This window comes from Bradyrhizobium sp. B097 (assembly GCF_038957035.1).
Lineage (GTDB): Bacteria > Pseudomonadota > Alphaproteobacteria > Rhizobiales > Xanthobacteraceae > Bradyrhizobium.
In genome coordinates this window covers 1034546-1057725 of sequence record NZ_CP152412.1, presented here as the reverse complement: position 1 = coordinate 1057725, position 23180 = coordinate 1034546, and the positions used below count along the sequence as shown (strand labels likewise).

The 23180-nt window shown below is 65.2% G+C and carries 26 protein-coding genes; 13 read left to right on the top strand and 13 right to left on the bottom strand.

Features of this window, described 5'->3' with window-relative positions; translation table 11 throughout:
• The first annotated feature begins 64 nt into the window (after positions 1-64).
• The gene (locus AAFG07_RS04810; protein WP_342726241.1) at positions 65-745 is read left to right on the top strand and encodes a TlpA disulfide reductase family protein; all 681 of its coding nucleotides are present in this window, start codon (positions 65-67) and stop codon (positions 743-745) included.
• Here the strand turns inward: AAFG07_RS04810 and AAFG07_RS04805 are convergent, their stop codons facing one another.
• The 4 genes from AAFG07_RS04805 to AAFG07_RS04790 form a co-directional block, all read right to left on the bottom strand.
• Positions 746-934: a putative motility protein gene (locus AAFG07_RS04805; RefSeq protein ID WP_097673948.1), complete on the bottom strand. Its 189-nt coding sequence runs from the start codon at positions 932-934 to the stop codon at positions 746-748.
• Positions 935-1049: 115 nt separating this feature from the next.
• Positions 1050-1376 carry a barstar family protein gene (locus AAFG07_RS04800; RefSeq protein ID WP_342726240.1) on the bottom strand — a complete coding sequence of 109 codons (327 nt, stop codon included), beginning with the start codon at positions 1374-1376 and terminating at the stop codon, positions 1050-1052.
• Positions 1377-1521: 145 nt separating this feature from the next.
• Positions 1522-1740 (bottom strand): helix-turn-helix transcriptional regulator, encoded by a 219-nt coding sequence (locus AAFG07_RS04795; protein WP_021079458.1) that lies wholly within the window; start codon positions 1738-1740, stop codon positions 1522-1524.
• 10 nt (positions 1741-1750) lie between these two features.
• Positions 1751-2326, bottom strand: coding sequence for a DUF2975 domain-containing protein (locus AAFG07_RS04790; protein WP_342726239.1), 576 nt, complete (start codon positions 2324-2326; stop codon positions 1751-1753).
• An 85-nt stretch (positions 2327-2411) separates the two neighbouring features.
• Between AAFG07_RS04790 and AAFG07_RS04785 the strand changes: the two genes are divergently transcribed.
• Positions 2412-2780, top strand: a complete 369-nt coding sequence (locus tag AAFG07_RS04785) for a chlorophyllide reductase (protein ID WP_342726238.1) — start codon at positions 2412-2414, stop codon at positions 2778-2780.
• A gap of 22 nt (positions 2781-2802) precedes the next feature.
• Here the strand turns inward: AAFG07_RS04785 and AAFG07_RS04780 are convergent, their stop codons facing one another.
• The gene (locus tag AAFG07_RS04780; protein ID WP_342726237.1) at positions 2803-3654 is read right to left on the bottom strand and encodes a LysR substrate-binding domain-containing protein; all 852 of its coding nucleotides are present in this window, start codon (positions 3652-3654) and stop codon (positions 2803-2805) included.
• Between the two features lie 112 nt (positions 3655-3766).
• Between AAFG07_RS04780 and AAFG07_RS04775 the strand changes: the two genes are divergently transcribed.
• The 3 genes from AAFG07_RS04775 to AAFG07_RS04765 are packed head-to-tail and all read left to right on the top strand — an operon-like array spanning position 3767 to position 5483.
• Positions 3767-4153, top strand: coding sequence for a tautomerase family protein (locus AAFG07_RS04775; RefSeq protein WP_342726236.1), 387 nt, complete (start codon positions 3767-3769; stop codon positions 4151-4153).
• Positions 4150-5361 carry a pyridoxal phosphate-dependent aminotransferase gene (locus tag AAFG07_RS04770; protein ID WP_342726235.1) on the top strand — a complete coding sequence of 404 codons (1212 nt, stop codon included), beginning with the start codon at positions 4150-4152 and terminating at the stop codon, positions 5359-5361. The genes AAFG07_RS04775 and AAFG07_RS04770 overlap by 4 nt, the downstream gene beginning before the upstream one ends.
• A complete protein-coding gene (locus AAFG07_RS04765; RefSeq protein ID WP_342726234.1) occupies positions 5358-5483 on the top strand; it encodes a hypothetical protein in 126 nt (41 codons plus the stop codon). The genes AAFG07_RS04770 and AAFG07_RS04765 overlap by 4 nt, the downstream gene beginning before the upstream one ends.
• A gap of 14 nt (positions 5484-5497) precedes the next feature.
• On the opposite strand, the gene AAFG07_RS04760 is transcribed toward AAFG07_RS04765, so the two are convergent.
• The 5 genes from AAFG07_RS04760 to AAFG07_RS04740 all read right to left on the bottom strand — a co-directional run bounded on the left by AAFG07_RS04760 (position 5498) and on the right by AAFG07_RS04740 (position 9243).
• The gene (locus tag AAFG07_RS04760; protein WP_342726233.1) at positions 5498-6379 is read right to left on the bottom strand and encodes a 3-hydroxybutyryl-CoA dehydrogenase; all 882 of its coding nucleotides are present in this window, start codon (positions 6377-6379) and stop codon (positions 5498-5500) included.
• A gap of 247 nt (positions 6380-6626) precedes the next feature.
• Positions 6627-7577: an FAD-binding protein gene (locus tag AAFG07_RS04755; protein ID WP_212318268.1), complete on the bottom strand. Its 951-nt coding sequence runs from the start codon at positions 7575-7577 to the stop codon at positions 6627-6629.
• Complete coding sequence (locus AAFG07_RS04750) at positions 7577-8326, bottom strand: electron transfer flavoprotein subunit beta/FixA family protein (RefSeq protein ID WP_342726232.1); 750 nt, start codon at positions 8324-8326, stop codon at positions 7577-7579. The genes AAFG07_RS04755 and AAFG07_RS04750 overlap by 1 nt, the downstream gene beginning before the upstream one ends.
• Before the next feature lie 117 nt (positions 8327-8443).
• Positions 8444-9016 carry a cob(I)yrinic acid a,c-diamide adenosyltransferase gene (locus AAFG07_RS04745; protein ID WP_342726231.1) on the bottom strand — a complete coding sequence of 191 codons (573 nt, stop codon included), beginning with the start codon at positions 9014-9016 and terminating at the stop codon, positions 8444-8446.
• A 32-nt stretch (positions 9017-9048) separates the two neighbouring features.
• Positions 9049-9243: a twin transmembrane helix small protein gene (locus tag AAFG07_RS04740; protein WP_097673957.1), complete on the bottom strand. Its 195-nt coding sequence runs from the start codon at positions 9241-9243 to the stop codon at positions 9049-9051.
• A gap of 133 nt (positions 9244-9376) precedes the next feature.
• Here AAFG07_RS04740 and AAFG07_RS04735 point away from each other — a divergent pair, with 133 nt between their 5' ends.
• A complete protein-coding gene (locus tag AAFG07_RS04735; protein WP_298378108.1) occupies positions 9377-10270 on the top strand; it encodes a YihY/virulence factor BrkB family protein in 894 nt (297 codons plus the stop codon).
• On the opposite strand, the gene AAFG07_RS04730 is transcribed toward AAFG07_RS04735, so the two are convergent.
• Both AAFG07_RS04730 and gluQRS read right to left on the bottom strand, forming a co-directional pair.
• Complete coding sequence (locus tag AAFG07_RS04730) at positions 10197-11492, bottom strand: ATP-binding protein (protein ID WP_342726230.1); 1296 nt, start codon at positions 11490-11492, stop codon at positions 10197-10199. The genes AAFG07_RS04735 and AAFG07_RS04730 overlap by 74 nt on opposite strands.
• A 327-nt stretch (positions 11493-11819) precedes the next feature.
• Positions 11820-12689 (bottom strand): tRNA glutamyl-Q(34) synthetase GluQRS, encoded by an 870-nt coding sequence (gene gluQRS / locus AAFG07_RS04725; protein WP_342726229.1) that lies wholly within the window; start codon positions 12687-12689, stop codon positions 11820-11822.
• A gap of 200 nt (positions 12690-12889) precedes the next feature.
• Here gluQRS and AAFG07_RS04720 point away from each other — a divergent pair, with 200 nt between their 5' ends.
• Both AAFG07_RS04720 and AAFG07_RS04715 read left to right on the top strand, forming a co-directional pair.
• The gene (locus AAFG07_RS04720) at positions 12890-13543 is read left to right on the top strand and encodes a DNA-3-methyladenine glycosylase 2 family protein (protein ID WP_342726228.1); all 654 of its coding nucleotides are present in this window, start codon (positions 12890-12892) and stop codon (positions 13541-13543) included.
• Positions 13544-13685: 142 nt separating this feature from the next.
• Positions 13686-15269, top strand: a complete 1584-nt coding sequence (locus tag AAFG07_RS04715; RefSeq protein ID WP_342729053.1) for a glycosyl hydrolase family 17 protein — start codon at positions 13686-13688, stop codon at positions 15267-15269.
• 112 nt (positions 15270-15381) lie between these two features.
• On the opposite strand, the gene AAFG07_RS04710 is transcribed toward AAFG07_RS04715, so the two are convergent.
• The gene (locus AAFG07_RS04710) at positions 15382-16269 is read right to left on the bottom strand and encodes a LysR family transcriptional regulator (protein WP_342726227.1); all 888 of its coding nucleotides are present in this window, start codon (positions 16267-16269) and stop codon (positions 15382-15384) included.
• A gap of 174 nt (positions 16270-16443) precedes the next feature.
• On the opposite strand from AAFG07_RS04710, the gene AAFG07_RS04705 reads away from it, so the two are divergent.
• The 5 genes from AAFG07_RS04705 (at position 16444) to AAFG07_RS04685 (ending at position 23128) form a co-directional block, all read left to right on the top strand.
• Positions 16444-17415, top strand: a complete 972-nt coding sequence (locus AAFG07_RS04705; RefSeq protein WP_342726226.1) for a nitronate monooxygenase family protein — start codon at positions 16444-16446, stop codon at positions 17413-17415.
• 30 nt (positions 17416-17445) lie between these two features.
• Positions 17446-18963, top strand: coding sequence for an acyl-CoA synthetase (locus AAFG07_RS04700; protein ID WP_342726225.1), 1518 nt, complete (start codon positions 17446-17448; stop codon positions 18961-18963).
• 103 nt (positions 18964-19066) lie between these two features.
• Complete coding sequence (locus AAFG07_RS04695; protein WP_342726224.1) at positions 19067-20152, top strand: DUF2855 family protein; 1086 nt, start codon at positions 19067-19069, stop codon at positions 20150-20152.
• Between the two features lie 111 nt (positions 20153-20263).
• Positions 20264-22051 (top strand): NAD(P)/FAD-dependent oxidoreductase, encoded by a 1788-nt coding sequence (locus AAFG07_RS04690; RefSeq protein WP_342726223.1) that lies wholly within the window; start codon positions 20264-20266, stop codon positions 22049-22051.
• 99 nt (positions 22052-22150) lie between these two features.
• Entirely contained in the window at positions 22151-23128 is a 978-nt protein-coding gene (locus AAFG07_RS04685; protein WP_342726222.1) for a peptidyl-alpha-hydroxyglycine alpha-amidating lyase family protein, read from the top strand.
• Positions 23129-23180 lie beyond the last annotated feature (52 nt).

Here is a 23180-nt window from a genome sequence, read left to right as displayed (position 1 = left end):
CATGGCGGTTCCGGACGTATTCCCGGCACTGCATAGCCATATCTGACCCAGGATGACAAACGATATGCCCGAGACGACCCCATCCGAACCGACCGCCAAGCCGACGGCCAAATGGCGCATCCCGCTGGTGATCGGCGCCGTGCTGGCCGGGGCCGTGATCGGCTATGTCGGGGTCTCCGGCCTCCGGCATCCCGCCGGCGGCGACGTCGCCTGCAACAGCGCGGTGGATCTGGCGAAGAAGATCGCCCCGCTCGCCCATGGCGAGGTCGCGGCGCTGACCATGGCGACCACGCCGCTCAGGCTTCCCGACCTGACTTTCGAGGACGCCAACGGCCAGCCGAAGAAACTGTCGGATTGGCGCGGCAAGACCGTGCTGGTCAATTTGTGGGCGACCTGGTGCGTGCCCTGCCGCAAGGAAATGCCGGCGCTCGACAGCCTGCAGACCAAGCTCGGCGGCAAGGATTTCGAGGTGGTCGCGATCAACATCGACACCCGCGATCCGGACAAGCCGAAGAACTTCCTCAAGGAAGCCAATCTGAACAATCTCGGCTATTTCAGCGACCAGAAAGCCAAGGTCTTTCAGGACCTTAAGAACATCGGCAAGGCACTCGGCATGCCGACCTCGGTGCTGGTCGACGGCAAGGGCTGCGAAATTGCCAATATCGCCGGTCCCGCCGAATGGGCGAGCGACGATGCGATCAAGCTGGTGAAGGCGGCGCTAGCCCCGGCCGCGGCGGGGTTCTGATCAGGCGACGGCGTTGAGGTTGCCGCCGACGCCCGGACCGAGATTGGCGGTCGACGGCGTGCCGAGCAGGGTCTGAACCGCGAACTTTTCCGCATCGAGGTTCTGCTTGGTCACGCGGGTCGCGATCTCACCCTGCAAATTGCCCTGCTGCATCGACAAGATGCTCGACACCATGCTCATCATGTCCATACGCGGCACTCCTAAACTTGCTGTTGCGTAGCGCGCGAAAGTTAATGCTTGGGTAACGGATGGCCGCGTCAGGCTGACGCATCGTCCTCGGGGCGCGATCCCACTCGACGACGTCTCAATTTGAAGGTCTTGACCCGTCTCGAATACGAAAGCTCACGTCTACGTCGATCCCGTGGTGCTTCAGCTTCCATGCCCGCGCCTCACTGATCGCCTCAGAGAATGTCACTAGCTCCTCTTTGAGCGTTACGTCGCACCGCGCGGTTCCGGTGATCCAGACAACGTAAGGCGCCTCAACTTCGTTCATGCCACCGTAGATTATTGAATCAATCCAAGCATCTATGCTGTTGCCATGGCCATCGCACGAACCAAGAGCCGCCTTCAGCGCATTGCTAAAATCTTGGAATGACTGCCAGCCCTTGGCATCGAGTTCAATAACGAGCATGCCGCACTCCTTGCGAAGTCTGACGCCCCAGCGCACCTAAATCAGCGGTGTAGATCGATGATATCCTACCACTGAGGGCGCGAACGCCGCGCAGGTCTTGCTTCGTCACCCGGGTCGCGATCTCGCCCGGGAATCGATAGCCGCGTCAGGCTGACGCATCGTCGTCCTCATGGCGCAGCAAGTCGCCGGGCTGGCACTTCAGATAGGTGCAGATCCGCTCCAGCGTATCGAACCTGACGCCCTTCACCTTGCCCTGCTTGAGCAGGGACAGATTGGCCTCGGTGATTCCGACATATTCGGCGAGCTCCTTCGATTTCACGTTGCGCTCGGCGAGCATCACGTTGAGCCGGACCCGGATCGGCATCGCAGCGGCCTCAGACGAATTGGGCGTGTTCGTCGGCGATCGCATTGGCTTCGGCCATCACCCAGGCCGTCACCGCCACCAGACCCGCGAACAGCAGCGCCAGCAGCGTGTCGGAGCCGAGCGCGATGACGATGGACTTGCCCTGCGCGTAGGTTTGCCAGCTCAGCAGGATCGAGAGCAGCGCGCCGATCACCGGCTTCAGCAGGGTCGAGAGCAGCATCGCGATCGCCAGGTCACGCAACCCCGCGACGTTTGCCGCCGTGAAGAAGCGCCCTGCCGCGAACGAGGTGAAGGCTCGACGCACGCGCGACAAGCCCCAGATCAGACAGCCGAGCGGCAACGCCGAGACGAGCAGACCCATCAGGCGGACGAGCCAGCCGATCGGATGGAACGCGATGCCCGTCAGCCCCGCATCGCGCAGGATCGCCTCATCCGGACTCGCCAGCCAGTAGGCCAGCAAGCCGACCGCAAGCACGAATGAGATGCTGGTGCAGGCATAGGCGAGCATGCGGCTGACCGCGCGGATGCGTTCGAGGCGGGCCGGCCACGCGGATGGGGAAAGCTCTGACGAGAGGGACAGGGACATGGCTCAACCTCGGGATTGCTGATCTGATATTATTGTTTTACGATAATTAATATCTGCAAGTCAACACGTCTCAGGAGATGAAGGTATGCTCGTTCGTCCCACCCACGCCATCTGCGCCGTCCTTCTATTGACGACAGCGGCGCATGCGCAGCCCTCGACATCGCGCGGACAGATCTCGGTCGCACAGGTCACGGCCATGCTTGACCAGGCCGCGACCAATCCGACTGCGCGGCAGACGCTGACGGCCTATCTGGCCGGTACCGGCGAAACCGCCGGCTGGATGCTCGATGCCGCGCACCGCCTGCCGCCCTGCGCCCGACGGCTGACACTCGACGCGCAGCAGGCGCGCGACGCGATCGCAAGCGCGGCTGCCACCGCCGCGACCGAGACACCGGCCACGCCGCTGATCATCCGCGACATGCTCAAGCGCGCAGGATGTCGCCTGACAGATTGAGGAGCGGCCAATGCCTGCGAGGTCAAGCCGCGTTCGCCGCGAAAGCCGCACCTAAAGTGCGCAGCGCCTGCCGTGTCCGCGCGTCCGACAGCTTTGAGTGAAGCATGACGTCGCGCGACGGCAATGGCGGCAGGCCAAGCTTTGGCCCGAGGTCGACGGTATCGGCCGGCGCCACCCGGCGCGCCAGCGCGGCGACGGCCAGCCCCGCGGAAATCGCGGCGCCGATCGTCGCAAGCCCGCCACCGACGAACGCCTCGGTCCAGTCGATGCCGGCGGCGTCGAGAGTCTCGACCGCCATGGCGCGCACGCTGCAAGGCTCGGCCTGCGTCGCCAGGCGCAGCGGCTCGCCCGGCCGATGGTGAAAATCGGGCGCGGCCATCCAGCCGAAGGGTTCTTCGAACAGCACGTCGCCATCGCGGCGCTTGGCGTCGTGGCGCAGCACGATCGCAGCATCGAGCCTGCCGTCGTCGAATGCGCTGAGCACCGAACGTGACGTATCGACATGCAACTGGATCACCAGTCCGGGATCGGTGGTGTTCATCCGCTTCAACAGCGAGGCCAATTCGGATCCAACGATGTGGTGGCTGATGCCGACGACAAGCCGACGATGCTCGACCGCAAACGCCCCGAGCGCCGATTGATGCGCGGCCACCAGATTGCGCGCCGCGCCGAGGAAGGCGGTGCCCTCCGCGGACAGTCGAACCAGCCGCGGCGTTCGCTCCAGCAGCCGGCGGCCGAGCCCATCTTCAAGCCGCCTGATCTTCAGGCTGACCGCGGACTGCGTGGTCTCCATGGCCTGCGCCGCGCGCGTGAAGCTGCTGAGGTCGGCCACCAGGACAAAGGCCTGTACCGCCTCGACATCGAGTGCCTTCATGGCCAGACATTTAAATTGGCAATCATTGAAATGCGTTATCATACCGTTTTTCAATGATCAAGAAGCCCCTAGGATTAGCTGAACGCAACGATCGCCTCCAGGAGCTATCATCATGCCGCTGACCCGCGTCTCCCTGCGGCGGGGCAAGCCCGCCGCCTACCGCAAGGCCGTTCTCGACAGCCTCTATCGCGCCATGCGCGAAACCTTCGATGTGCCGGACGGCGATCGCTTCATGACGATCTCCGAGCACGACGACGACGACGATTTCGCCTATGGCCCGGACTATCTCGGCATCAGGCGCAGCGACGATCTGGTCATCATTCAGATCACGGTCAGCAACACCCGCCCGGTGGCGCAGAAGCAGAAGCTCTACCGACGCATCGCTGGACTGCTGACGGAAAGTCCCGGCCTGCGCGCCGAGGACATTTTCATCAACCTCGTCGAGGTGCTTCCGGAAAACTGGTCATTCGGCAACGGTGAGGCGCAGTACGTCCGATGATCGCGACACCGATCCTCTCGCCGCGCATGGGAGGCATCAAGCCTTCACCCGCATCGGTGCTGCGCCGTCGCGCCCGCGAACTGCGCGCCGCCGGGCGCGACATCATCGAGCTGTCGTCGGGTAATCTCGACTTCCCGACGCCGGATCATGTGATCGCGGCGGCGCATGAAGCGGCATTGCGCGGCGAAACCCGTTACACCGATGTCGACGGCACGCCGGAGCTGAAGCGCGCGGTACAGACCGCGCTGCTGCGCGACCATCACCTCGACTATCGGCTGGACGAGATCGTTATCACCAACGGCTCGACCCAGGCTCTGTTCGACGCGCTGCTGGCGACGCTTGCGCCTGAAGACGAGGTGATCATCCCCGCACCGTATTGGGCGCCCTATCTCGATCAGGTGCGGCTGGCGGGCGCGACGCCGGTGGTCGTGCCGTGCGCGCAGAACAACGGCTTCAAGCTGCGTGCGGAGGATTTGCAGGCGGCGATATCGGCGCGGACGCGCTGGATCGTGATCAACAATCCGGTCAATCCATCCGGTGCGGTCTATTCCCCGGAGGATTTGGCTGACATCGCCGCGATCCTCTTGCAGCATCCCGATATCTGGGTGCTTGCCGACGGGCTCTACGAGCACATCGTGTTCAATGGCCGAGCTGCGCCGACGCTTGCGCAGATCGAACCGCGCCTGAGGCCGCGGACGCTGACCGTCAGCGGCCTCGCCAAGAGCTACGCCATGATGGGATGGCGGATCGGCTATGCCGCCGGCCCATCGGCGCTGATCCGCGCGATGATCACGATCCAGTCGCAGACTACCTCGGGCGCCTCGTCGATCAGCCAGGCCGCCGCGGTCGCCGCGCTCGATGGTGCGCAGGACGTGCTGGCCGAGCGTGCCGCCATCCTTCGCGCGAGGCGTGACCACTTTGCCGAGCTCGTGAACGGATGCAGCGGGCTCTCCTGCACGCCGCCCGAAGGCACGTTCTATCTGCTGGTCAGTTGCGCCGGCGTGATCGGCAAGCGCGCTGCCAACGGCAAGGTGATCGCGACCGACCGCGATTTTGCGGCTTACTTGCTTGAGCAAGCCGATCTGGTGGTGTTCCCGGGCGAGGATCTCGGGCTGTCGCCCTATATCCGGATCAGCTTCGCCAACCCGTCATCGATCATCGAGGAGGCCGGCAGGCGACTGAAGCGCGCCTGCGAGGCGCTGCAATGACGGCGCGCGGGCAAAGCCAGCGCCTCGCGCTGACGGCGCATCTGCTCGGGCTTGGAATGGGTGTGGCGATGATTGCAGGTCTCGTGCCCGCGACGCTTGCGCTGCTGCGGACACTGATCTGACGAGAGCGCGTGGATTACCGCGTCGGGATCGGCTTGTCGCCGCGGTAGTCGTAGAAGCCGCGCTGGCTCTTGCGTCCGAGCCAGCCGGCCTCGACGTATTTCACCAGCAGCGGGCACGGCCGGTACTTGGAGTCGGCGAGCCCCTCGTGCAGCACCTGCATGATCGACAGGCAGGTGTCGAGGCCGATGAAATCGGCGAGCTCGAGCGGGCCCATCGGGTGGTGCGCGCCGAGCTTCATCGCGGCATCGATCGCCTCGACGTTACCGACGCCCTCATACAGCGTGTAGATCGCCTCGTTGATCATCGGCAGCAGAATGCGGTTGACGATGAAGGCGGGGAAATCTTCCGACACCGCGACCTGCTTGCCGAGCTTGGCGACGAACGCCTTGGCGGTGTCGAAGGTCGTGTCATCGGTGGCGATGCCGCGGATCAGCTCGACCAGCTCCATCGCCGGCACCGGATTCATGAAATGAATGCCGATGAATTTTTCCGGGCGGTCGGTCGAGGCCGCGAGCCGTGTGATCGAGATCGACGACGAGTTGGTCGCGACGATCGCTTCCGGCTTCAGCACCGCACAGACGTCGTGGAAGATCTTGCGCTTGGTTTCTTCCTTCTCGACCGCGGTCTCGATCACGAGATCGCAATCGGCGAGCGCATCGATCGTCTCGGCGGAGGCGATGCGGTCGAGCGCCTGCTTGCGCTCGCCCTCGCCGATCGCCTTCTTGGCGACCTGGCGGGTCAGATTGCCGTTGATGGTCGCCAGCGCCGACTTCAGCCGGTCCGCGGAGACGTCATTGAGCACCACGTCGAAACCGGCCAGCGCCGCCACATGGGCAATACCATTGCCCATCTGGCCCGAACCGATCACGCCGACCTTTTTGATTGCCACCGTCATCTTGTCATCCACCGGAACGGCGCGCATGTCGCGCCTGCCCAATTCCAACGATACCCGAAGTGAAGCCTTCCGGGTTGCCCAATCCGCCGGAAAACGTTTCCCGGGAGCATGATGTGATTGCAGGCAATCACACCCCGATCCCATTTCCCCTGTCGGGCATGATCCTTCCGGAAAAACGTTTCCGGATCATTGCCTCGAAAATAACAACACCGGCCGGAGCTTAGCCACCCGGCCGGTGTCTTGTCGCTTATTTTCCGAGCTTGCCGAGCGCTTCGGTCAGCTCCGGAACCGCCTGGTAGAGGTCGGCGACCAGGCCGTAATCGGCGACCTGGAAGATCGGTGCGTCCTCATCCTTGTTGATGGCGACGATCACCTTGGAGTCCTTCATGCCGGCCAGATGCTGGATCGCGCCGGAGATGCCGACCGCGACATAGAGTTCCGGGGCCACCACCTTGCCGGTCTGGCCGACCTGCCAGTCGTTCGGCGCATAGCCGGCATCGACCGCGGCGCGCGAGGCGCCGACGCCGGCGCCGAGCTTGTCGGCGAGCGGCTCGATGTATTTGGCGAAGTTCTCGCGGCTCTGCATGGCGCGGCCGCCCGAGACGATGATCTTGGCCGAGGTCAGTTCCGGACGGTCGCTCTTGGCGACCTCCTCGCCGACGAACGTGGACAGGCCCGGATCGGCGGCGGATGCGGCGTTCTCGATCGCGGCGCTGCCGCCCTCGCCGGCCGCGGCGAAGGTCGAGGTGCGGACCGTGATCACCTTCTTGGCGTCCTTCGACTTCACGGTCTGGATCGCGTTGCCGGCATAGATCGGCCGCTCATAGGTGTCGGGCGCGACGACCTTGATGATCTCCGAGACCTGCATGACGTCGAGCAGCGCTGCAACGCGCGGCATCACGTTCTTGAAGCGCGAGGTCGCGGGCGCGACGAAGGCGTCATAGTTCGGCGCCAGCGCGACGATCAGCGCAGCCAGCGGCTCGGCAAGGTCGTGCTCATAGGCGGGGCCTTCGGCCACCAGCACCTTGGCGACGCCGGCAAGCTTGGCGGCGGCTTCCGCCGCCGCCTTGGTGCCCTGGCCGCCACCGGCAACCAGCACATGGACGTCGCCACCGAGCTGGCTCGCCGCGGTCAGCGCCTTGTTGGTCGAGTCCTTCAGGGTCTCGTGGTCGTGTTCAGCAATCAACAGCGTCGTCATCAGAGAACCCCGGCTTCGGTCTTGAGCTTGTTCACGAGTTCGGCGACGTCCTTGACCTTGACGCCCGCCTTGCGGCCTGCCGGTTCCGCGGTCTTCAGCACTTCCAGACGCGGCGTGACATCGACGCCGTAGTCAGCGACGCTCTTGTCGTCGATCGGCTTCTTCTTCGCCTTCATGATGTTGGGCAGCGACGCATAGCGCGGCTCGTTGAGGCGGAGATCGGTGGTAACGATCGCCGGGCCCTTGAGCTTGATGGTCTGCAGGCCGCCGTCGACTTCGCGCGTGACCTTGAAATCAGAACCATCGACCTCGAGCTTGGAGGCGAAGGTCGCCTGCGACCAGCCGAGCAGCGCAGCCAGCATCTGGCCGGTCTGATTGCTATCGTCGTCGATTGCCTGTTTGCCGAGAATGACGAGGCCGGGCTGCTCCGCCTCGACCACCGCCTTGAGGATCTTGGCAACCGCGAGCGGTTCGACATTGCCTTCGGCCTTGACCAGGATGCCGCGGTCGGCGCCCATCGCGAGCCCGGTGCGAATGGTCTCGGAAGCCTGCGCCGGTCCGATCGACACCACCACCACTTCGGTCGCCTTGCCGGCTTCCTTCAGCCGCAGTGCTTCCTCGACGGCGATTTCGTCGAACGGGTTCATCGACATCTTGACGTTGGCGAGCTCCACGCCCGATCCATCGCTCTTGACGCGGACCTTGACGTTGTAGTCGACGACCCGCTTTACCGGCACAAGAACCTTCATCGATCCTCTTTCGCTTTGATTTTATGGGTTTCGGTTGGCTGGCGCGGAACCTAAAGGTCCCGTACCCCCCGGTCAACGCGGCAAAGCCAAAAAACCGTCCCCCGGTTTTGAACCAGTTTAGCGGTTCTGGCCCGGCACCCACAACACGTCCCCCGCCCCTTTATTATTCAGGAAGCGGCTGGCAACGAACAGGAAATCCGACAGTCGGTTCATATACTGGATGCCAGCGGAATTGACCGTCTCGTCCGGTCGGGCCGCGAGTTCCACCATGATCCGTTCCGCGCGGCGACATATCGTCCGGGCGAGATGCAGATATGCAGAAGCCGGCGTCCCGCCGGGCAGCACGAACGAGGTCAGCGGCGCGAGCTGGTCGTTGAGGCTGTCGATGTCGCGCTCCAGCCGCTCGACCTGGCTCGCCAGCACCCGCAGACGCTCGGTCTTGCCCTCGCGCTCAGGCACCGCAAGGTCGGCGCCGAGATCGAACAGATCGTTCTGGATCCGGCCGAGCATCGCATCGACCTCGGGACTGTCGGCCAGATGCAGCCGCACCACGCCGATCGCGGCATTGGTCTCGTCGACGGTGCCATAGGCGGTAACCCGCAGATCGTATTTCGGCCGCCGTTCGCCGGAGCCGAGCGCGGTGGTGCCGTCATCGCCGGTGCGCGTGTAGATCCGATTGAGTACGACCATGGCCGTGATCCTCTAAGGTTTGCGCATCGCGTCTACCGCCCCATCGCCCAGACCGCGAGCATCGCGATGACGATGGCGACGAACTGCAGCAGCACGCGCAGCCGCATCAGCTTCTGCGATGTGTTCGGCGAGCCGCCCTTCATCATGTTGACGAGGCCGAGCAGGAGCACCAATGCGACGGCGCCGACGGCGATGGGAAGAATGATCGTGCTGAGGACAGATGTCATCTGCGGTACATAACACCGCAGGACGCGGACTTCCACACAGGCGGCGTATGCAACCAACTGGCTTTTCACCGCGTAATATCAGATGCTGGGTCCGGTCTCGGACCGAGCGGTTTTCGACAATGCCGGGTGGAATGTGAAGCAGCTTCGTTACGTCTACGACGTCGTGATGGATGCCTTTTACACGTTCCTCGCCGACGACGGCTGGGCGATCGCGAGCCACATCGCGCTGTCAACCCTGATGGCGCTGTTTCCGTTCCTGATCGTGCTGACGTCGGTGGCCGGCTTCTTCGGCTCCAAGGAGCTTGCCGACCAGGCCGTCGGACTGTTGCTGCAGGTCTGGCCGCAGCAGGTCGCCGAGGCGCTGTCCGGTCAGATCCACGACGTGCTGACCAACACCCGCGGCGATATCCTGACCATCGGCGCGGTGCTCGCGGTGTACTTCGCCTCCAACGGCGTCGAGGCGCTGCGGGTGGCGCTGAACCGCGCCTATGCCGTGATCGAGCCGCGGCGCTGGTACTGGCTGCGGCTGGAATCGATCGGCTACACGCTGGTCGCGGCGTTCACCTCGCTCGCGATGGCGTTCCTGATCGTGCTCGGGCCGCTGATCATCGAGGCGGCGCGGCGCTATATTCCGTTCTTCGTCGAATCGAACGAGAGCCTGCTCAACACCGCCCGTTACGGCATCACGGTGCTGGCGCTGGTCATCGCGCTCTTCATCCTGCATGCCTGGCTGCCGGCGGGCCGCCGCGGCTTCACGCAGATCCTGCCCGGCATCATCTTTACCGTGGTCGCGTCGCTGATCTCGGGCATCGGCTTCGGCATGTATCTGGCGCGCTTCGCCAACAATTACGTCACGATGTATGCGGGGCTCGCCTCGGTGGTAATCGCGCTGGTGTTCCTGTATTTCATCGCCGCGATCTTCGTGTTCGGCGGCGAGCTCAACGCCGCGATCATCAAGTCGCGGCTGCCGCGCGGCGTTTCGCTTCAAGCAGCGCAGTCGCGAGCGCCCGCGGAGAAACAGGCTTGACCAGGAAGGCGTCGGCGCCGGCGGCGCGCGCCGCGGCTTCGTCCTCGGCACGCCCGGAAATCCCGACGATCAATATCCGGCCATGCGGCGGCGGCAGCGCGCGGATGCGCTTGATGGCCTCGACGCCGCCGATGCCGGGCAGCACCATGTCCATCAGCACGGCGTCGAAGGCACCCTGTCCGAGCCGATCGGGCGCGCCCTCACCCTGACCGATGAATTCGGCATGGTGACCGAGCTCGGTCAGGATCGTGTTGAGCACGACGCGGCCGAACGGATTGTCCTCGACGCTGAGCAGGCGGAGCCCCTGCGATGACGGCACCGGCGCGCCTTCGCTCGAGGACGCACCGGCCGGTCCTGCGGCTGAGACCAGCACCACGTTGAGCGTGAAGACGGTGCCGCCGCCCTTGCGCTGGGCCACGACGATGTCGCCGCCCATGGCGCGCGCGAGCTGCTTGACCGAGGACAGGCCGAGCCCGGCGCCGCCGAACCGCGCGGCGATCGAGACATTGGCCTGCGAGAACGGCCGGAACAGGCGCTTGACCTCCGATAGCGTCAGGCCGATGCCGCTGTCGGAGATCGCAAAGGCAACCCCGATCCTGCCGTCCGCCTTTCCCTTGGCCGCCCTCTTGGCCGCGCGCACCGGCGCGACATGCAACTCGATGCTGCCCTGCTCGGTGAACTTGACGGCGTTGTCGATCAGGTTTTCCAGCGCCGCGCGCAGCCGGACGGGATCGCCGACCGCAAACGCCGGCAGCTTCGCGGAGATATCGACCGAGGCTCGCAATCCCTTGGCTGCGGCGCGGCCGGCCAGTGAATCCCCGGCGTGGCGCGCCAGCGTGCGCAGGTCGAAGAAGTCCTGCCGGATCTCGAGCCCTGGCCCCTCGCTCCGGGCAGCGTCGACGAACAGGGTCGCAAGGCTCGCCAGATGTTCGGCGCCAGCCTTGATGGTATCGACCCAGCGCCGCTCGCGCTCGCCGAGATCCGATGTCGCGAGCAGGTTGCTGATCGCGAGGATTCCGGTCAGCGGGGTCCTGACCTCATGGGCAAAGGCGGCAAGCGCGGTCTCGATCAGGCCGGGACTGGCCTTCGGGGAGGGCTTCGGCGCAGTTCGCTTGCGGCCCGGCTTCGCGACCGCCTTGGTGACCGCCTTGGCGACGCGGGTCTTCGACGGCTCGCCCTTGGCTCGCCGCTTGCTGCGCCCTCCGCGCGATGCTTTCGCCATGATCTCCGTGACCCCGCCCCGCGGGCAGCATGGCATGCCAGGAGCGGCAGAGTCACGGCGCCCTTTGGGTGTAGCCAAGGCAAGTCAGGATGATGGTAACCAGTCCATCCATCCGCGGTACCTCACCCGCTTGCGGGCAGGGCTGTCGCACATGGCACTTGGCTGACAGCCATACGCGATAGCCTGCCGTCACAGGGACGCACCGCCAAAATATCGAAAACAACCCCATGCAAAGGAGCCGGCGGCTACCGGCGTTCGACACGGCAACTTGACACGTCGGGCAAATCAGCGGCAGACTTCCATTATTCCGAAATCATGTGCAGAACGCTAGAGCAAGCCGACCAGGCGGCGGATATCGGCTGGGCTTACGCCCTCCGCCCGCAGCTCGCGCAGTCCAGTCGCCCGGGTCGATTTCGACAGCTTTTGGCCGGCGGCGTCGCGGATCAGCGCATGGTGCCGGTAGGCCGGCACGGGCATGCCAAGCAGCTCCTGCAACAGCCGATGCACGCTGGTCGACCAGAACAGGTCAACGCCCCTGACCACATCGGTGACGCCCTGCAGGGCGTCGTCGATCACGACCGAGAGATGGTAACTGGTTGGGGTCTCCTTGCGCGCCAGGATCACGTCGCCCCACGCCTCCGGCCGGGCCGCCACGTCCCCGGTCTCGCCCGCCGGCCCCTCGCCCGCCTCCTGCCAGCGCAGGCCGCCGGTGCGCGCGCATGCTGCCGCCATATCGAGCCGCAGCGCGAACGGCGCGCCCTGCCCGATCAGCCGGTCGCGCTCCCCGGCCGACAGCGATTTCGCCGTTCCCGGATAGAGCGGCGCGCCATCGGGATCGCGCGGCCACGCGCCACCCGCCTCGCATTCCGCGACCAGCCGCGCGATCTCGGCGCGGCTCTCGAAGCTCGGATAGACCAGCCGCTCGGCCGACAGGCGGTCGATCGCCGCGCGATAGGCGGCGAAATGCTCCGACTGCCGCCGCACCGGGGTCTCCCAGGCGATGCCGAGCCAGGCCAGATCCTCGTAGATCGCCTGCTCGAACTCGACCCGGCAGCGCGTCGCGTCGATGTCCTCGATCCGCAGCAGGAAGCGTCCGCCCGACTGCTTCGCGAGGTCATGGTTGAGCAGCGCGGAATAGGCATGACCGAGATGGAGGTAGCCATTCGGACTCGGGGCAAAACGGAAAACGGGTGGCATGGCGTTCGATCGCGGGTCATTGCCGGGCTCGACCCGGCGATCCTTGTTTGGGCATGATCTTCGCGCAAACGCCTTGCGTTTGTCGCAAGCGAAAACCGGTTTCCACTTTTCCGGACCATGCGGCTGGACAAGACTCTGTTACGATAGGAGATGGATGCGCGGGTCAAGCCCGCGCATGACAAGCCGATGCAGATCCCGCAATGCTGATTCATCTCGAAACCCAGACCGACCTCGACGAGGCCATCCAGAAGCTGGTCGACCAGGATCGACGGCTGCGCCCGATCCTCGAACTGACCGGCATGCCGGCGATCCGGCAGCGCGAGCCGGGGTTTGCGGGACTTGCCGCGATCGTCTGCGGCCAGCAGCTGTCGACCGCGAGTGCTGCCGCGATCTGGGGCCGCGTCAGCAAGGCATTCGACCCGTTCCACCATGAGACGATCCGCAAGGCGCGGGCCGACCGGCTTGGCCGGCTCGGGCTCTCCGCGGCCAAGATCAAGACGCTGAAGCACATCGCGCGCGAGCTCGCGGAGGAGCGGCTGAATCTCGACGTGCTCGCCAACGAAGAGGCCGATGCCGCACACAACACGCTGACCGCGCTGCCCGGGATCGGCCCGTGGACCGCCGACGTCTATCTCTTGTTCTGCCTCGGCCATGGCGATGCGTGGCCCGCCGGCGACCTCGCCGTGCAGGAAGCGGTCAAGGTCGGGCTCGGGCTGAAGGAGCGGCCGACGCCGAAGCAGATGGCACCGCTTGCCGAGCCGTGGCGTCCGCTGCGCGGCGCCGCCGCGCATCTGTGGTGGGCCTATTATCGCGTACTCAGGAATCGCGAAGGCGTGATCGCCGGCGCGAAGTAGGTCGTCGAGAAAACATTCCAACTACGTGATCGCATGATATAGCAAGAGCAGACGAATACTTATTCAATTTGCCGGCCTCGCCCATTTTTCCCAGCACATCCTTCCTGCAAGGAGGACGGACCTGGTTTCACTTCGCACTCCACTGACGCTTCTCCTGATATCCCTCGGGGCTATCGCCGCGGCGTGGTGGTGGCTGGGCATCCCGGTCAGCCTGGTGCGCGCACCAATTGATCCAAATGACAAAGTTCAGTGCATCTCCTACGCCCCGTTCCGCAACAATCAGACATCACTTGCTCCCGCGACGCAGGTCACGCCGGAACAGATCGCGGAAGATCTCGCGCAACTCGCGAAGATATCCAACTGCATCCGCACCTATGCGACCGATCTCGGTCTCGACCAGATCCCCGGGCTCGCAGCCAAGGCGGGGCTGAAAGTCATTCAGGGCATTTTCCTCGATCGGGATCGAAAGAAGAATGCAACGCAGGTCGAAACGGCGATCCGCCTCGCCAAGCAATATCCCGACACGATCATTGCGCTCGTGGTCGGCAACGAGGTTCTCCTGCGCAAGGAAATGGCGGCGTCCGACCTCCGCGACCTGATCCGTTCGATCAAGGCGCAGGTCAGCGTCCCCGTCACCTATGCCGACGTCTGGGAGTTCTGGCTGAGCAATCGCGAACTTTCCGACGCCGTCGACTTCATCACGATTCACATCCTGCCGTACTGGGAGAATATCCCGATCCCCGCGGAACGTGCCGCCGCTCACGCTGACGAGATGCGCCAGCAGATCGCGGCGGTTTTTCCGGGCAAGGAAATCTTTATCGGAGAAGTAGGCTGGCCGAGCGAGGGGCGCATGCGCGAATCCGCGCTGCCGTCACGCGTCAATCAGGCGCGGGTGGTCTCGGAGGTGCTCGACCTTGCCCGGCGCGAGCATTTCCGCGTCAACCTGTTCGAGGCCTATGACGAAGGATGGAAGCGGGAGATCGAGGGCACGGTGGGCGGATCCTGGGGCCTGTTCGATTCCGAAGAGCGAACACTGAAGTATCCGGCCGGCCTGCCGATCAGCAATTTTCCGTTCTGGAAACTGCAAATGTGCAGCGGAATGGCGCTGGCGATCCTGGTATTCGGCGCAGCCTGGCTGACCTCGCGCCGTAAGCCGAAGGAGCCCGACTTCGCGTCATGGCTTGCGGTCGGACTCTCTGCGACCACGGCCGGAATCCTGTTCGGGGTCGCCGCGCAACGACTGGTCTATGAGAGCTACGGCACCGGAGGCTGGCTTGTGTGGGGCTCGCTTCTTGTGGCGGCAACGGCCTCGCCGGTGTTCGGTGCCAACGCCCTGATGTCGGGCCGCGCAGCGCCCAGCTTTGCCGAATTGCTGGGTCCGAGGGGCTACCACACTGAATCGATACTGGTGACGATGCACGGATTGGCCTTGATGGTCACCGCCGTGATCGGCACAGCGACAGCACTCGGTCTCATCTTCGACCCGCGCTTCATCGATTTTCCGTTCGCACCCCTCACGATGGCGGCGGTGCCTTTTGCAGCCTTGACGCTGCTCAATCCTCCCGGGAAGGGAAACCGCCCTCTGGCGGAAACGATGTTTGCCGGCATTTTCCTTGCAGCCGCAGCCTACACAGGGCTCAACGAAGGGCCAGAGAACTGGCAGTCGCTGTGGACTTGCGCTGCCTTCGTGTTGCTCGCGGTAACGTTATGGCGGGCCCGCGCCTGAAAACACGTTCTAGAGCCCTTTTCCGTTCCGATGGAATCGGAACGGGGCTCTAGATTTTCGTTTTGACGCGTTTTCTTGACGCGAACCGGTATCCACTTCGCTCGAAAACGCTCTAACCGCGCAGCCTGACGCGGTCCTCGCGCGCGCAATCGGTGACGAAGCCGATGACGGCGCGCACCGAGGGAAGCTCGACCAGGTCGGGATGGGCGAGCAGCCAGAGATCGGAGAGGCTCGACAGCTTTTGCGGAGCGACCCGAACCAGATCGGGATAGTCGGCCCCGACCAGACAGGACAGCGCGCAAATCCCGAGCCCGGCCCGCGCCGCTGCCAGCATATCGCCCTGCGAGGAGCAACGCATCACCAGCGTGCCCTGCCGCGTGATGACATCGCTCCACCGCGCCAGGCGCGCATTCGAGGCCTGGTCGGCAAACCCGATCACGCTGTGCCCCCGCCACTCATCCGGCCGTTCCGGCAGCTTGCGCCCGGCCGCATAACCGCGTGACGTGTAGAAGCCGGCGCCGAGCCGTCCGATCTTGCGCCCGATCAGGTTCTCGTCTCCGGCATCGACCGGCCGCAGCACCACGTCGGCCTCGCGGCGCCGCACGCTCGCCGGAAACGGGTGCGTGATGATCTCGAGCTGGATGTTGGCGTGATCGCGCAGGAACGGCCCGAGGCGCGGCATCAGCCAATGCGCCGCCAGCGTCGCGCCGATCGACAGCTTCACGACGCCGCGGGCCTGCTCCCCGGTGGCGGACGCGGCCGCCTCCGCGCGCAGCGCCGCAGCAGCCATCACCTCGGTGTGCTCGCGGAACTTGCGGCCATGCGATGTCAGCGACAAGCCGTCATTCGAACGGGCGAACAGGCGGGTCCCGAGCTGCTTCTCCAACGCCGCGACGTTGCGGCCGACGGTGGGGTGGCTGATGCGCAGCCGCCGCGCCGCGCCGGCGAAGCTGCGCGTCTCGGCCACCGCGACGAACGTCTTGCAAAGCTCCCAATCCATGCCGCCGCCGCACCTATGTTCATTTCTGGCCAATCAGCTGTTCAATATTGAACGTCATGACGCAGCCGTCCAGCCTTATATTGCCGCGCCAAGGGAGCCGCCGCTCCAGCCATCATAACAAATCGCGATCCGCCCCGGCCACCGGCCGGGCGGCGCGCATGGAGGATCCGAACAATGTCGCTGCCCGCCTCGCTCGCCAACAGGCTCGAACTGCCGGTCGTCGGCTCCCCGCTGTTCATCGTCTCGGGGCCCGAGCTCGTCATCGCGCAGTGCAAGGCCGGCATCGTCGGCTCTTTCCCGGCGCTCAACGCCCGCCCGGTCGAGAAGCTCGACGAATGGCTGACGCAGATCGAGAACGAGCTCGGGGAGTACCAGGCGAAGCACCCGGAGAAGAAGGTCGCGCCCTACGCGGTCAACCAGATCTGCCACGCCTCCAACGACCGGCTGATGCACGACATGGAAACCTGCGTGAAGCACAAGGTGCCCATCATCATCACCTCGCTGCGGCCGCCGTCCGAGATCGTCGAGGCCGCGCATTCCTATGGTGGCGTGGTGTTCCACGACGTCATCAACGTGAAGCACGCCCGCAAGGCCGCCGAGCAGGGCGTCGACGGATTGATCCTGGTCTGCGCCGGCGCGGGCGGCCATGCCGGCACGCTGTCGCCGTTCGCGCTGGTGCGCGAGGTCAAGCAGTGGTTCAAGGGCACCATCCTGCTGTCGGGCGCGATCTCCGACGGCTGGAGCATCGCGTCCGCACTCGCGCTCGGCGCCGACCTCGCCTATGTCGGCACCCGCTTCATAGCGACCGAGGAAGCCAACGCCGACATCAGGTACAAGCAGGCGCTGACCGAATACGCCGCGCACGACATCGTCTATTCGAACCTGTTCACTGGCGTGCACGGCAACTACCTCGGGCCGTCGATCGCGGCCGCAGGCCTCGATCCGGGCAATCTGCCGGTCGCCGACAAGTCGAAGATGAATTTCGGCTCCGGCGGCAACACGAAGGCCAAGGCCTGGCGCGACATCTGGGGCTCGGGCCAGGGCATCGGCCAGATCACCGACGCCCCGCCGGTCGCCGAACTGGTGGCGCGGCTGAAGGCGGAGTACACCGAGGCGCGCAGCGACTTCCTGCGGGCCAGCGCCTGACGCCCGGACAACCGCCTGGAGAGACCCGGCATGATCATCAGCGGCGACCGACAGATCAGCTATAGCGACATTCACGCCCGCATCGCGCGGGCGGCGACCGGCTTCCGCGCGCTCGGCGTGCAGGGCGGCAAGCCGGTCGGCATGATGCTGCGCAACGATTTCGCGTTGTTCGAGGTGGTCGCGGCCGCAGCCGCGCTCGGCAGCCCGGTGGTGCCGATCAACTGGCATCTGAAGGCCGACGAGGTCGCCTACATCCTGTCCGACAGCGGCGCCGACACGCTGGTCTGCCACGCCGATCTGCTGCCGCAGATCCACGACGGGCTGCCGCCGGGGATCAAGCTGCTGGTGGTGACGACGCCGCCGGAGATTGCCGCGGCCTATGGCGTGGCGCCGGCGTCCACGCGCGTGCCCGACGGCATGACCGATTGGGATATCTGGCGTGAAACGCATCAACCGCTGGCCGACGCGCCGATCGGCGCAGCGCCGATGTTCTACACGTCCGGCACCACGGGACTGCCAAAGGGCGTCAAGCGCAAGCCGATGCCATCAGAGCAGCAGGCGGCGGCCGCGCGCGTCGGCGCCATCACCTACGGCGTCAAGCCGAACGAGGACCAGGTGATCCTGATGAACGGCCCGATGTATCATTCGGCGCCGCACTCCTATGGCATGCTCGCGTTTCGCTGCGGCTGCGCGATCGTGCTCGAGCCGCGCTTCGATCCCGAGGATCTGCTGCAATTGATCGAGCGTCACCATGTCACCCACATGCATATGGTGCCGACCATGTTCGTGCGGCTGCTGCGCCTCCCGGACGAGACACGGCGTCGCTACGACCTGTCGTCGCTGCGCTTCATCGTGCACGGCGCGGCGCCCTGCCCGGTCGACGTCAAGCGCGCGATGATCGAATGGTGGGGCCCCGTCATCAACGAGTATCTCGGCTCGACCGAGACCGGCATCCCGGTGTGGCATTCGTCCGCCGAAGCGCTGGCCAAGCCCGGCACGGTCGGCCGCGCCATCGAGGGCGGCATCGTCAAGATCTTCCGGCCCGACGGAACGCAATGCGACGTCGGCGAGCCCGGCGAGATCTTCATGCGTCAGACGTTGATCTCGGACTTCGACTATCACGGCAACGCCAAGGCACGCGCCGAGGCCGATCACGACGGCCTGATCAGCGTCGGCGATGTCGGCTATCTCGACGCGGACGGCTATCTGTTCCTGTGCGACCGCAAGCGCGACATGGTGATCTCGGGCGGCGTCAACATCTATCCCGCCGAGATCGAGAATACCCTGATCGGCATGCCGGGCGTCCGCGACTGCGCGGTATTCGGCGTGCCCGACGACGAATATGGCGAGCGGCTGTTCGCCTGCGTCGAGCCGGAAGCGGGCAGCATGCTCTCGGTTGCGGCGATCCAGGAATTCCTCCGCGGCAAGCTCGCCAATTTCAAGGTGCCGAGGGACATCCGCTTCATGGACGCGCTGCCGCGCGAGGCCACCGGCAAGATCTTCAAGCGCAAGCTGCGCGACCTCTACCGCGAAGGGCAGCTTCGCTGACGAGGTGACGGTGAGGCGAACGGCGTTTCAAACTTAGTTGCTGTTGCAAAAGGCCGGCGATCGACGCAACGATGCCGGCGCACCTGACGCCGGGATCATCGCCATGAACGCCACTGACTTCATCGTTATCCGCAACGACCTGCAGCAATGCAAGGTGATCGAGACGCGATTGCCCGATGCCGCGGCGCTGCCGGCCGACGCGCTGCTGGTGAAGGTGACCCGCTTCGCCTTCACCGCCAATAACATTACCTACGCGGTGATCGGCGAGCAGCTGAAATACTGGCAGCTGTTTCCGGCGCCCGACGGTTACGGCATCATCCCGGTGTGGGGCTTTGGCGAGGTGCTGGCCTCGAAACATCCCATGATCACCGCCGGCGAAACGCTGTTCGGCTATTTCCCGATGGCGACCCATCTTGTCATTGAAGCGGCCGATGTCAGCAAGCGCGGCTTGCGCGACGGCGCCGCGCACCGCCAGGAGGTCTCGCCGGTCTACAATGCCTATGCCCGCGTCTCCGGCGATCCGACCTATGCCGGCCAGCAAGGCGACTTCCGCGCGCTCCTGCTGCCCTTGTTCATGCTGTCGTTCCTGGTCGACGACGCCCTGGCCGAGAACGCGTTCTACGGCGCACGCCGCGTCATCCTGTCGTCGGCCTCGAGCAAGACCGCGTTCGGGCTCGCCCATCTCCTGCACAAGCGCGGTATCCGGGTGATCGGGCTGACCTCGAAGGGCAATGTCGATTTCGTCACTTCGCTCGGCTGCTATGACGAGGTCGTCACCTATGACCAGGTCGCCGCGATCCCGGCGGCTGAGCCTGTCGCCTATGTCGACATGGCCGGCAACAGTGCGCTGCGCGAGGCCCTGCACCGGCATTTTGGTGCGCAGATGGTCTATTCCGGCCGTGTCGGGCTCACGCATCGCGCGAGCGAGCCGGACGAGCCGACGCTGCCCGGCGCCAAGCCGGTGTGGTTCTTCGCCCCGGACCAGATCCGCAAGCGCGCCAAGGAATGGGGTCCCGGCGGCATCGACCAGCGTTTCGGCGCCGCGTGGACGGAGCTCGTGCCGCATCTGCCCAATTGGCTCGATGTCGTCGAGCGGCGCGGCCCGGCCGCGGTGCGCGAGGCCTATCTCGATACCCTGCAGGGCCGCGTTCCGCCGGATCAAGGCCTGATCCTGTCGCTGGCCGAATAGGCGATATCCCGTCGCGCCCTTTCTGCGGCCTCGCCAATGGGTATAGGCTTGCCAGCAAGGGAACGCCGCCAAGAAAACGTCACCAAGGCGGCCGATGACGAGAAACGCTCAATGCTCGACAAGACGGACGATATTTCGGTCGCCGCCGACAATTGGCTTGTGCAGTTCGAGGATGCGCTGGCGGGCCCCGACGATGTGCTGCTGAAGCCGCTGTTCCATCCCGAGAGCTACTGGCGCGACGTGCTGGCGCTGAGCTGGAACATCCAGACCGTCAACCGCGCCTTTGCGATCATCGAGGACCTGCCGGCGCATGCGCGCCGCAGCGCGCCGCATGACTTCCGCATCGATGCCGAGCGTGCGGCGCCCCGCCGGGTGATGCGCGCCGGCACCCACGCGATCGAGGCGATCTTCAAGTTCGAGACCGCTGTCGGCCGCGGCCACGGCATCGTGCGGCTGATCCCTGACGCCGCCGACGACGATCGGCTGAAGGCCTGGACGTTGCTGACCGCGCTCGAGGAACTGAAGGGATTCGAGGAGCAGCAGGGACACACAAGGCCGCGCGGACAAGCATATTCCCGCGACTTCCGCGGCCCCAACTGGCTCGACCTGCGCAAGACATCCGCCGAATATGCCGGCCGCGATCCCGATGTGCTGGTGGTCGGCGGCGGACAGGCCGGGCTTGCGATCGCCGCCCGGCTGCAACAGCTCAAGATCGATGCGCTGATCGTCGACCGCGAGGCGCGCGTCGGCGACAATTGGCGCAAGCGCTACCACGCGCTGACCCTGCACAACCAGGTGCAGGTCAATCATTTGCCCTACATGCCGTTCCCACCGAACTGGCCGACCTACATCCCGAAGGACAAGCTCGCCAACTGGTTCGAATCCTATGTCGATGCCATGGAGCTGAACTTCTGGACCGGTACCGAATTCGTCGGCGGCAGCTATGACGACGCACAGGGACGCTGGACCGTCGAACTGCGCCGCGCCGACGGCACGACGAGGAAACTGCAGCCGCGCCATGTCGTGATGGCGACCGGCGTCAGCGGCATTCCGAGCGTGCCTGATATCCCCGGCTTGAAGACTTTCTCCGGCAAGGTGCTGCATTCGAGCGGCTATGAAGACGGCGAGCATTGGGCAGGCAAGCGGGCGCTGGTGATCGGTACCGGTAATAGCGGCCACGACATCGCGCAGGACCTGCATTCCTCTGGCGCCGAGGTGACGCTGGTGCAGCGCTCCTCGACGCTGATCACCAATATCGAGCCCTCCGCGCAGCTCGCCTATGCCGCCTACAATGAAGGCTCGCTCGAGGACAACGATCTGATCGCGACCTCGATGCCGCTCGCGCTCGCCAAGCGCAGCCATGTGCTGATGACCGAGCAGTCGAAGGAGCTCGACAGACCGCTGCTCGACGGGCTCGCGCGCAAGGGCTTCAAGCTCGATTTCGGCGATGGCGGCACCGGCTGGCAGTTCAAGTACCTGACCCGCGGCGGCGGCTACTACTTCAACGTCGGTTGCTCCGATCTCGTCGCCAGCGGCGCGATCGACCTGAAACAGTTCGCCGACATCGAGACGTTCGTGAGCGAAGGCGCGCGGCTGAAGAGCGGCGAGACGGTGGCCGCCGATCTGATCGTGCTCGCGACCGGCTACCGGCCGCAGGAAGAGCTGGTGAAGAGGCTGTTCGGCGAGGCGATGGCCGCGCGGGTCGGCCCGATCTGGGGTTTTGGCGACGGCCAGGAGCTGCGCAACATGTATACGCGCACGCCGCAGCCCGGCCTGTGGTTCATCGCCGGCAGCCTCGCGCAATGCCGCATCAACTCGCGCTATCTGGCGCTGCAGATCAAGGCGATCGAGGAAGGCCTGTTGCCGCGCGATGTCGGGCCGGTGGCGAAGCTACGATAGCCAACACCGTCATTCCGGGGCGCGCGAAGCGCGAGCCCGGAATCTCGAGGTTCCGGGTTCGCTTCGCGCCCCGGAACGACACCCGAGAGGAAAAACCTCATGCCAACCATCCTCGGCACCGGCGAGCACCGCTATCGCGTGGTGGAGAATTTCGCAAAACTCCCCGACGGCTGGAGCCTGACGGATGTCGCCTCCGTCGCGGTCGATAGCAAGGATCGTGTCTACGTCTTCAACCGCGGCGAACATCCGATGGTGGTGCTCGACCGCGAGGGAAACTTCACCCGGAGCTGGGGCGAAGGCCTGTTCGCGCGCGCCCACGGCCTGCACATCGACGCCAACGACAATCTCTACTGCACCGACGACGGCGACCACACCGTGCGCAAGTGTTCGAGCGATGGCAAGGTGCTGCTGACGATCGGTATCCCGAACAAGCCTGCGCCGTTCATGAGCGGCGAGCCGTTCCATCGCTGCACCCACACCGCGCTGTCGCCGAACGGCGAGATCTATGTCTCGGACGGCTACGGCAATGCCTGCGTCCACAAATTCACGCCGGACGGCAGGCTGATCAAAACCTGGGGCGAGCCCGGCACCGATCCCGGCCAGTTCAACATCGTGCACAACATCGCGACCGACGCCGACGGCTGGGTCTACGTCGCCGACCGTGAGAACCACCGCGTCCAGGTGTTCGACGGCAACGGCAGATACGAGACCCAGTGGAACAATCTGCACCGGCCCTGCGCGCTGTGCTGTTGCGGCGGCGGCAAGCAGCCGAACTTCGTGATCGGCGAGCTCGGCCCCGGCATGGCGGTCAACCGCAAGGTGCCCAACCTGGGCCCGCGGCTGTCGATCGTCGATGGCACCGGCAAGCGCATCGCCCGGCTCGGCGGCGAGCACGGCCCCGGCGTCGAGACTGGCAAATTCCTGGCGCCGCACGGCATCGCGCTGGACTCGCGCGGCGACATCTATGTCGGCGAAGTCGGCGTCACCGACTGGAAGACCAGCTTCCCGGACACCGAGATGCCGGCCGCGGTGCGCCTGACGCGCTGCTTGCAGAAGCTGGAGCGGGTGACGGTGTAGTTTTGTAAAGGCCGCCCTTTGTCTTACCCCGTCACCCTGAGGAGCGCGCATC

Excerpts from the sequence above, each read along its gene's own strand:
- AAFG07_RS04705 (WP_342726226.1), top strand. The coding sequence starts at position 16,444 with ATGTCGCTGCCCGCCTCGCTCGCCAACAGGCTCGAACTGCCGGTCGTC.
- AAFG07_RS04740 (WP_097673957.1), bottom strand. The coding sequence starts at position 9,243 with ATGACATCTGTCCTCAGCACGATCATTCTTCCCATCGCCGTCGGCGCC.
- gluQRS (WP_342726229.1), bottom strand. The coding sequence starts at position 12,689 with ATGCCACCCGTTTTCCGTTTTGCCCCGAGTCCGAATGGCTACCTCCAT.
- AAFG07_RS04760 (WP_342726233.1), bottom strand. The coding sequence starts at position 6,379 with ATGACGGTGGCAATCAAAAAGGTCGGCGTGATCGGTTCGGGCCAGATG.
- AAFG07_RS04805 (WP_097673948.1), bottom strand. The coding sequence starts at position 934 with ATGGACATGATGAGCATGGTGTCGAGCATCTTGTCGATGCAGCAGGGC.
- AAFG07_RS04800 (WP_342726240.1), bottom strand. The coding sequence starts at position 1,376 with ATGCTCGTTATTGAACTCGATGCCAAGGGCTGGCAGTCATTCCAAGAT.
- AAFG07_RS04745 (WP_342726231.1), bottom strand. The coding sequence starts at position 9,016 with ATGGTCGTACTCAATCGGATCTACACGCGCACCGGCGATGACGGCACC.
- AAFG07_RS04720 (WP_342726228.1), top strand. The coding sequence starts at position 12,890 with ATGCTGATTCATCTCGAAACCCAGACCGACCTCGACGAGGCCATCCAG.
- AAFG07_RS04685 (WP_342726222.1), top strand. The coding sequence starts at position 22,151 with ATGCCAACCATCCTCGGCACCGGCGAGCACCGCTATCGCGTGGTGGAG.
- AAFG07_RS04750 (WP_342726232.1), bottom strand. The coding sequence starts at position 8,326 with ATGAAGGTTCTTGTGCCGGTAAAGCGGGTCGTCGACTACAACGTCAAG.
- AAFG07_RS04755 (WP_212318268.1), bottom strand. The coding sequence starts at position 7,577 with ATGACGACGCTGTTGATTGCTGAACACGACCACGAGACCCTGAAGGAC.
- AAFG07_RS04730 (WP_342726230.1), bottom strand. The coding sequence starts at position 11,492 with ATGGCGAAAGCATCGCGCGGAGGGCGCAGCAAGCGGCGAGCCAAGGGC.
- AAFG07_RS04695 (WP_342726224.1), top strand. The coding sequence starts at position 19,067 with ATGAACGCCACTGACTTCATCGTTATCCGCAACGACCTGCAGCAATGC.
- AAFG07_RS04775 (WP_342726236.1), top strand. The coding sequence starts at position 3,767 with ATGCCGCTGACCCGCGTCTCCCTGCGGCGGGGCAAGCCCGCCGCCTAC.
- AAFG07_RS04790 (WP_342726239.1), bottom strand. The coding sequence starts at position 2,326 with ATGTCCCTGTCCCTCTCGTCAGAGCTTTCCCCATCCGCGTGGCCGGCC.
- AAFG07_RS04780 (WP_342726237.1), bottom strand. The coding sequence starts at position 3,654 with ATGAAGGCACTCGATGTCGAGGCGGTACAGGCCTTTGTCCTGGTGGCC.
- AAFG07_RS04810 (WP_342726241.1), top strand. The coding sequence starts at position 65 with ATGCCCGAGACGACCCCATCCGAACCGACCGCCAAGCCGACGGCCAAA.
- AAFG07_RS04770 (WP_342726235.1), top strand. The coding sequence starts at position 4,150 with ATGATCGCGACACCGATCCTCTCGCCGCGCATGGGAGGCATCAAGCCT.
- AAFG07_RS04690 (WP_342726223.1), top strand. The coding sequence starts at position 20,264 with ATGCTCGACAAGACGGACGATATTTCGGTCGCCGCCGACAATTGGCTT.
- AAFG07_RS04710 (WP_342726227.1), bottom strand. The coding sequence starts at position 16,269 with ATGGATTGGGAGCTTTGCAAGACGTTCGTCGCGGTGGCCGAGACGCGC.
- AAFG07_RS04700 (WP_342726225.1), top strand. The coding sequence starts at position 17,446 with ATGATCATCAGCGGCGACCGACAGATCAGCTATAGCGACATTCACGCC.
- AAFG07_RS04765 (WP_342726234.1), top strand. The coding sequence starts at position 5,358 with ATGACGGCGCGCGGGCAAAGCCAGCGCCTCGCGCTGACGGCGCATCTG.
- AAFG07_RS04795 (WP_021079458.1), bottom strand. The coding sequence starts at position 1,740 with ATGCCGATCCGGGTCCGGCTCAACGTGATGCTCGCCGAGCGCAACGTG.
- AAFG07_RS04785 (WP_342726238.1), top strand. The coding sequence starts at position 2,412 with ATGCTCGTTCGTCCCACCCACGCCATCTGCGCCGTCCTTCTATTGACG.